We start from the raw sequence: 7,214 nt of genomic DNA, 5'->3' as shown, positions 1-7,214 counted from the left end.
TTTTTCTTGAATTACTTTTTCAATCTCTTGTTTATTAGAGAAATTAACATCTATTGCCTCAATTTCTTTTATTTCGAAAATTGGAGAAAAGAAAAACAAATAAAAAAGCCCGGCTAAAATTAGTATAGCTAAAATTGAAAACCAAAAAAATTTATTTTTGAAAATTGACTTCTTTTTTCTTAAATTTTTATACTTACCGTCTTTATATTTCTTTTGGAATTTATCTATTTTCATTAAAAACCTCTTTTAATGCTTCTTGATTTTTCTATAAAATAATTAAACCAATATTTATTATTGATAATAAAATCCTGGGTTTTTACATATTCTTTTATTTCTCCGCCAAAACCCTTTTTAAACAAGGTAATGCCTTGCCAAGGATGTTTTGGCCTATCTTTTGGCGCTATTCCCCAAAAACTATAAAAATCACATCCTATTGCTTTGGCTTGTTTTATTGCTTCCCATTGAAGCAAGTGGCTGGCAAAGATATTATCATATTTTCTTAAAGAAGCGCCCTGATGATAATAAGCTCTTTTTTGCCAAAAGATTATCATTGCACAGGAAATTACTTCTTTATTATATTTAGCTAAAAAAATTGTTATTTTTTCATCTTTATCAAAAGCTAAAAATTCTTTTTTCAGATAATCTAAAGAAAAAGGAACAAAATCATGGCGTTTAACTGTTGCATGGTAAACCTTATTAAAAATATCAACTGCTTCTATTTCTCTATTTTTTTCAATAATAACTCCTTGTTTTTCTGCTTTTCTAATGGCATAACGGGTATTTTTCCTCATTCCCATTAAAAGTTCTTCCTCTGTTTTTGATAAGTCCAAAATCCAGTTATTTTCTGGATGCATATGAATAGGAGCATTTTTAAAACCAAGAGATTTAAAAATTTTTATATTTTCATCAGTTCTTTGCCAAATTGGGCATATTCTTATAAAACTGGCTTTTTCTTTTTTAGCAAGGTCTTTTAAATAATCAAGTAGAATTTCTAAAATCTTAGTTTTAAAAATTATGTCTTCAGATTTTAAATTTTTAATAATCAAACCATGAGGACAAAGAAAAAAAATTCCTCTTTTGGCAGAAACTTTAATAATCAGTGCCAGGCCCTGTATAACATCATTCTCTATGATTGCTAAACGCCAAATTTTTTCTCCAAGCTCTTTTTGAAACTCTGCCCAATTCCATGAATGCAAAAAACTTTTTTCATGGCTTTCCATTAAAAAATTTTCCCAAATATCTTTATTTTCAATTTCTTTAATAATCATAAATCTGAAAATTTTGACAACCCTATTTTGATGGGTGCGACCCATCAAAAACACCCATCAAAAATTTAGTAATTGCTATTACGGATACAAAATATAAGCCAAAGCTCCGAGAGCAAGCGCAATGAATATGACTAATATGATTGTTGAAATTTTTGACATATTTTTTAAATATTTAAAATTTGTTTGACCTTTTGAACTCCCTTGCCCTGTCTAATTATTTTTTTATTTTCCAAATCTATAATAGTTGATGCTTTTTTATGCTCACACTCCCCTTTTACCACAAAATCTACTTTTAAATCAATCTGTTCTGAATTTACTGCTGATTTTTTTCCGCTCAAATTTGCTGAAGTAGTTATAATGGGAAAACCAGCTCTTTTAATAATTCCCAAAGTAATATCATTATCTGGAATTCGCACGCCCACAGTGTTAAATCCAGCAGTAATTAAATCCGAAATTACTGGCTTTTTCTTGAAAATAAAAGTAAAAGGTCCTGGTAATAATTCTCTAACAATTTTTTCGTTTTTTTTGCTTAAAAAAGCTATACTTTTTAACATTTTAATATCTAATACTGCAATAGACATTGGGTTGCCTTGGCTTCTATTTTTTAATTTTAAAAGTTTTTTTATAGCTGTTTTATTAAATGCATCACAGCCAATCCCGTAGATAGTGTCAGTTGGATAAGCAATTATTCCGCCTTTTTTTAAAATTTCTACTGCCTTATCTGTTTGGCTTATTAATCCCTTTATTTCAAAAACTTTATTTTTATTTTTAAAACCTTTTATCAATTTAATATCTTTTTCTGACATACTAAAATAGTCAGATAGCAATTGAATAACTGCCTCGTTCGCCTTGCCTTGCTCTGGTTTTGCTTTTGTATGGACCTCAAAAACATTTTCTGCTTTTTCTGTTATTTTATTTTTTTTAGAATTAGGATAAACCCTTAAATTTACTTTCATAAAACTATAATATTTGTTATTTATTATCTTATTATACAAAAAAATAGGCCGGAGAGCGATGCTTGATGCTCTCCGGCTATGTAAATGCTGATTTCACTCCTGACAAAGGGCGTGGATACATGGTAAAAGCCGACCAATTTCGCCGGAATCCATACCATAACCGACAACCCACTCGTCTCCATTAAGCTCAAAGCCGACATACTTAGCCCTGACTCTCTTGTCTTTAGAAATCCTATCCAGTAAAGCGCATACCTCCAAGCTCGCAGGCCTTCCGAGTTTCGCTCTTGACCCATTTGGGTCAAGCGTTGACGCAATATGGGAGAGAGTGACGCCCGAGTGGATGATATCTTCTACGATTAAGACATGAGCACCAGCTAAATCCATTCTCGTATCCAAGAGCCACTTCGGACGCTTCTGCTTATTCTTCTTATCTCTACTCTCAATAGAGATATACTCTGGAAACAGGCAAAGGAATTTCCCTCCATGAAGTTTTTCAAACGCCCTATTAATCTCTTTAGAGAGATCACTCATAAAGGGATTGCACCCCTTTAACACACCAACAAGAATGAGTTTGAAATCCTCCGGGTTTTGCATATACAGAAAGTAATAGTTCTCGGCAATCTGTTTTGCCAATTCCTTTACTCTGTCCTGTATTTGCTCTTCTGTGTATATTACCACGCCTATTTCTTGCTCCAGCATTTTTCCTCCTTTTGGCGCTGTAAAACGAAAAAATCAGCACTAATGCTAATCTGTACTAATTTGAGAATATCACAAAAAAATAGTTTAGTAAAGAAAATTGAGGGGGCAAGACGCTTAGCGTCTTGCCCCCAATCCTCTTAACACTCGTCTGGAAGAGCAACCTTGATGGTGTGGAGATATCCGGTTGCCTGACTGCAACGACAATCGTCGTCCCAAGCAATGAAGCTGATCTTCCAATCCCCGCACATATTGAACCTAAACTCAAATGTGGGGTTGTAAAGAGATAATGAGGCATCGCGGGTATCAAAGATTTCCACGATATTCTCGTTGGGATCTATGAGCACTACCCTGATCCTCACAATACCCCTATCTCTTGGATATGCGCCTTGTGTGATGATTGACTCTCCGCAAAGTCCAAGTGAGGACGACAGAGAATCAAATCCTCTATAGTCCTTTAGCTCAACCTCTTGCTCTCCGCAAGGAGAATAGGGAGGTGGACATGGAGGAAGACATGGAGGTGGGCATCCACCACATTCCCGATTTTGATCCGGGTCATAAGCAAAGATGTAGAACTTGACAATCTCGTTCAGGTTCGCAGTCCTGCGAGCCGGCTCCAATCGAACAATCGGCGGAACCAATGAATAGGACCTAATCGTGATGTTCTTGGTTTGAATTCCCGTAGCTCCATCGTCATCCACAACAGTGCCAACGATCGTGTATGTCCCCGGATTCTTGTAGCTGTAGGTTGTTGAGAATCCTGAAAACACTGAATTGGGGCCATCGCCAAAGTCAATCGTGGTTGAAACCACTTTCTTTGGCTCAATGCTAGCCACATCCATTATGTTGTCGAGCACCGCACGGATACGATGACAGACCGAATACGGATAGCCATCACACCCGTCCAAGTCAGTCACAGTCATCTTTCCGATGCTCGGCGCTGGGTTCAAGACAGTCACCGAACGAGTTATGGAGCCGATTGCTCCACAATTGTCAGTTACAATCAAAGAAACCTGGTAAGCGCCGTCATCAGCGAAAGTATGCAATACCTGACTTCCGTTCGCCGTACCTCCGTCGCTGAATTCCCACTTATGGTAATCAATGGTTCCATCGCTATCCGTGGAAGTAGAGGTAAATGTGATGCTTTCTCCAGCATAAATCGTTGCTGGACTCCATGTGAATGAAGCAACAGGATCGCAATTGAAAAGCATACACCCAGACAATCCCATTGCCACCAATACCAACAGTGCTACCAACAAACCTCGCTTCTTGCTCATCTGAACCTCCTTCATATCTTTTTTTTCGATCTTGTCCCTATAAGTGATAAAAGGAACGACTATCTATTGTGAACATTATCACAATTTACGAATTTGTCAAGGTTTTGGACAAAAAAAAGGGGGCTGATAAGCAGCCCCTTTTGGGACGAATAGTGATTCTCAATGAATTAAGATCACTCCCATTAGCCACCACCACAACAGGCAGGAGGCCTGAGGGCAACCGATGCTAACGCACGGTCTGCTGAGCCAATAGCAACAACTTGACAAAGGTCTTGGCTGGCAGGCAGGATATCTGACCGTCGTCCACCAACAAGGTCTGGCTCCAACAATTGTTGAAGGAATCTGCAGCTCTGCTACCCAAACCGAACACGAGCCGCATCCAAGCCAAAAACCATATTGATCAATCTCTTGTACCGACAGAAATCTCTCTGTGGTAAGATTGAAATCAGCGTTCAGTAACTTGTATCGGGAGAAAACAATTGTGATCTTCTGCGCGCTGTTTATGGGATAGAGCATAGAGAGATCAATGTTGTTCAACCCGGAAGTTCTACACTCCCAAGAATTCTCTTTATTGGGAAAGATCAGATACTGATCTGCGTCAGGTCTGCCCTGATAGAAGACATAGAGGAAGCCATCAGTTGGCAAATCTACTTTGCCATAGAACATGTCTTCGCTCAGACGCACTCCAACCGACAACAACGGCCCAGTAAAGTTCCGACTCCCAACCTGAACACCAGAGACAACCACCCCTCCTACAGCAAGGGCCACAACCAACAATCCCGCAACCAACAACATCTTCTTCATCTCAACCTCCTAAAGGCCTTTTTTCTGCAATCTACTATCTGCAGTACAGTAATATACCTTAGTAAATAGATAAAGAATTGTCAAGCCAAAAAACTTGACAGAATTCCCTTGTTATGTAGAATAAAGTAGTTTGCAATTGCACAGGAGGTGCAGAATGAAGAGAAAGACGGCAGGATTAGTAATCGTTGCTCTGGTGCTGGCTTTCGTTGCCACAACAATGGCTCAAACGCCACCAATGTTTGATTCGCTCCAGAATCGTTGTTTCAACGGGTTTGAAGTAGACCTCCAAATAGGAGTTCCCTCTCCCCCGTTCTTTGAAGCCGATTTCGGCATGCTCACGCGTGGATACTTTAATCTTGGCGTTGGCGTATCTTTCGCCAACATACAAGCCGAATCAATGGCTGGCGGATATGCTAAGATAGGTATCCTTACCTTTGACATTATGGAAGGAAAATTCCTCGCTGGGCTCAATCGCCGTTCCTATTATGGAGAATTCGAGATCAAGGCCCCTATTCCTGTGTACATCATGAGCAAGGATACCATTTGGCCGATGAACATCGGCTATCGGTACACCGAACTGATGATATGCGGCCAAAACACCATCCGCTCAAAACAGCATGTATTCTTTGTGGGAGTTGATGCCATTTTCGTTGACCTTGACACCGAGGTTTGGGTAGAGGCGCATTTCCCATACGAATTGCTCTGTTACAGAATATTTCCGCCGTTGCACATTGAGTTCGGCTTTGCTTACTATTTCTAGTGAAAGCAAAGACCGAAAACCCTGACAGGGTCTCTAACTTGAGACCCTGTTTTTTATAAGTGCTTGACATTCTACCTGCTCTTTTGTATAATAGAATAATTCTCGAAAATAGGAGGCAGGATCGTGAAAAAGAAAATCGTGGTAGTAATCGCGGCAATACTGTTGTTATTTGGCGCAAGTATCGGTATGAACGCACAGAATTCAATCTGCGGGATTAGTGGTGCAGAGTTCGGAATTCAAGCAGATCTCTGCTCATCTTCCGCAAAGATGAATATCGGCGTATTACCCAGCTTGCCAGGACTACCGATTCTCTGGTTTGGTCTGACATTCACAGATTTCGAATGCAAACTGTTGGCCGGACCATACTTCAAAATAGGGATCCCGGGATTTGATGTCGCCCGATTCCAGTACCTTACAAACGAATGGCGTTGCTTTTCCCGAAGCTCCCGATACATGGAAATAGAAATGAGAATTCCGCTCTGCTTATCCGGGAATGTCCTACGAGTTGGAAATGTTTGCTTCCCATACTTGGGTCTCGGATATTACAAAGAGAGCTGCGGCTCCGAACAAACGACTCCTATTATCGGGCTTACCCATCTATGGTACAATCAAGGGCGCTCGGCAGGAGTATGGATTGAAGCCACTCTCTACAAGATTGAAACCGGATTCACATTCGGCCTCTGGAGCAGCTGATATCCACAAACGAGGGTCTCTGAACAAGGAGACCCTCACTTTATTTAATAAAGAATTATTGCTCTTGAAATCTCTTCAAGAGATTTTTTATTTTTTCAGCCTGCTCTTTTGATATATTTATATGTGTTGGTAAATTTAAAATTTTATCAGCTACCTCTTCAGCTACAGGACAACTTCCTTTTATGTATCCCATTTTTTCTAAATTAGTGCCAATTGGCACGACAACTGATTTCCTCCAACCATCATCAAGATAAATACCTTTTTTCTTAAACTTCTCTAAAATTTCGTCGCTATTTTCTACAAAAACCGAATAACGCATAAAAACCCTTTTCTCTATATATTCTTGTACGGGTGCGACCCGTTCAAATTGTTTGTAAATTTTGGCTATTTCGTATCTGTGCTTATTGAATTTCTCTAATTTTTCAAATTGATGCAGTCCTAATAAAGCCAAGGCATTTGGCATTTTTTTAAATAAATATTTTGGCATTTTCCCCTGTTTTTCCATTTTGTGAACTGCTTTAGATAAAATACCTAATCTTTGCAATGCAACTAATTTATACTTACCCAATCCAAAAAATCCATACAAGGGCATTATCAATTTTTTTGTTAAAATTGGATGTAAAAGTTGTTTTTTAATCCAAAATAAATTTGGAAATTTTAAATGCTTTTGAAATTCTCTTATTTTCTCTGCCAAGACCTTGTCTTGAGTTACTGCCATTCCGCCATAAACAGATGATATTATTTTATCCCTGCCCAAGCT

At 38.6% G+C, this 7,214-nt stretch carries 9 protein-coding genes; 2 read left to right on the top strand and 7 right to left on the bottom strand.

From position 1 onward, the window contains the following. From KJ562_03340 to KJ562_03315, 6 genes are all read right to left on the bottom strand, one after another. Positions 1 to 234, bottom strand: a 234-nt coding sequence (locus KJ562_03340; GenBank protein MBU3964724.1) for a hypothetical protein, incomplete at its 3' end; no start/stop codon positions are given. Then, positions 234 to 1,268, bottom strand: coding sequence for a peptidoglycan bridge formation glycyltransferase FemA/FemB family protein (locus KJ562_03335; GenBank protein ID MBU3964723.1), 1,035 nt, complete (start codon positions 1,266 to 1,268; stop codon positions 234 to 236). The genes KJ562_03340 and KJ562_03335, both read right to left, overlap by 1 nt. Before the next feature lie 164 nt (positions 1,269 to 1,432). Further along, entirely contained in the window at positions 1,433 to 2,224 is a 792-nt protein-coding gene (locus KJ562_03330) for a threonylcarbamoyl-AMP synthase (protein ID MBU3964722.1), read from the bottom strand. A gap of 93 nt (positions 2,225 to 2,317) precedes the next feature. Then, on the bottom strand, positions 2,318 to 2,923 hold the full coding sequence (locus KJ562_03325) for a hypoxanthine phosphoribosyltransferase (GenBank protein ID MBU3964721.1): 606 nt from the start codon (positions 2,921 to 2,923) through the stop codon (positions 2,318 to 2,320). Between the two features lie 137 nt (positions 2,924 to 3,060). Further along, positions 3,061 to 4,212 carry a PKD domain-containing protein gene (locus tag KJ562_03320; GenBank protein ID MBU3964720.1) on the bottom strand — a complete coding sequence of 384 codons (1,152 nt, stop codon included), beginning with the start codon at positions 4,210 to 4,212 and terminating at the stop codon, positions 3,061 to 3,063. Positions 4,213 to 4,356: 144 nt separating this feature from the next. Next, entirely contained in the window at positions 4,357 to 5,001 is a 645-nt protein-coding gene (locus tag KJ562_03315) for a hypothetical protein (protein MBU3964719.1), read from the bottom strand. Positions 5,002 to 5,155: 154 nt separating this feature from the next. On the opposite strand from KJ562_03315, the gene KJ562_03310 reads away from it, so the two are divergent. Together KJ562_03310 and KJ562_03305 are read left to right on the top strand one after the other, a co-directional pair. Further along, positions 5,156 to 5,761, top strand: a complete 606-nt coding sequence (locus tag KJ562_03310; protein MBU3964718.1) for a hypothetical protein — start codon at positions 5,156 to 5,158, stop codon at positions 5,759 to 5,761. Positions 5,762 to 5,947: 186 nt separating this feature from the next. Further along, complete coding sequence (locus tag KJ562_03305; GenBank protein ID MBU3964717.1) at positions 5,948 to 6,454, top strand: hypothetical protein; 507 nt, start codon at positions 5,948 to 5,950, stop codon at positions 6,452 to 6,454. Between the two features lie 55 nt (positions 6,455 to 6,509). Here the strand turns inward: KJ562_03305 and KJ562_03300 are convergent. After that, positions 6,510 to 7,214 (bottom strand): DegT/DnrJ/EryC1/StrS family aminotransferase (locus tag KJ562_03300; GenBank protein MBU3964716.1); only part of this gene is annotated, 705 nt, incomplete at its 5' end.

It is taken from the genome of Patescibacteria group bacterium, assembly GCA_018900835.1.
Lineage (GTDB): Bacteria > Patescibacteriota > Minisyncoccia > Minisyncoccales > PEYH01 > PEYH01.
This window is presented reverse-complemented; position numbering and strand designations above follow the sequence as displayed.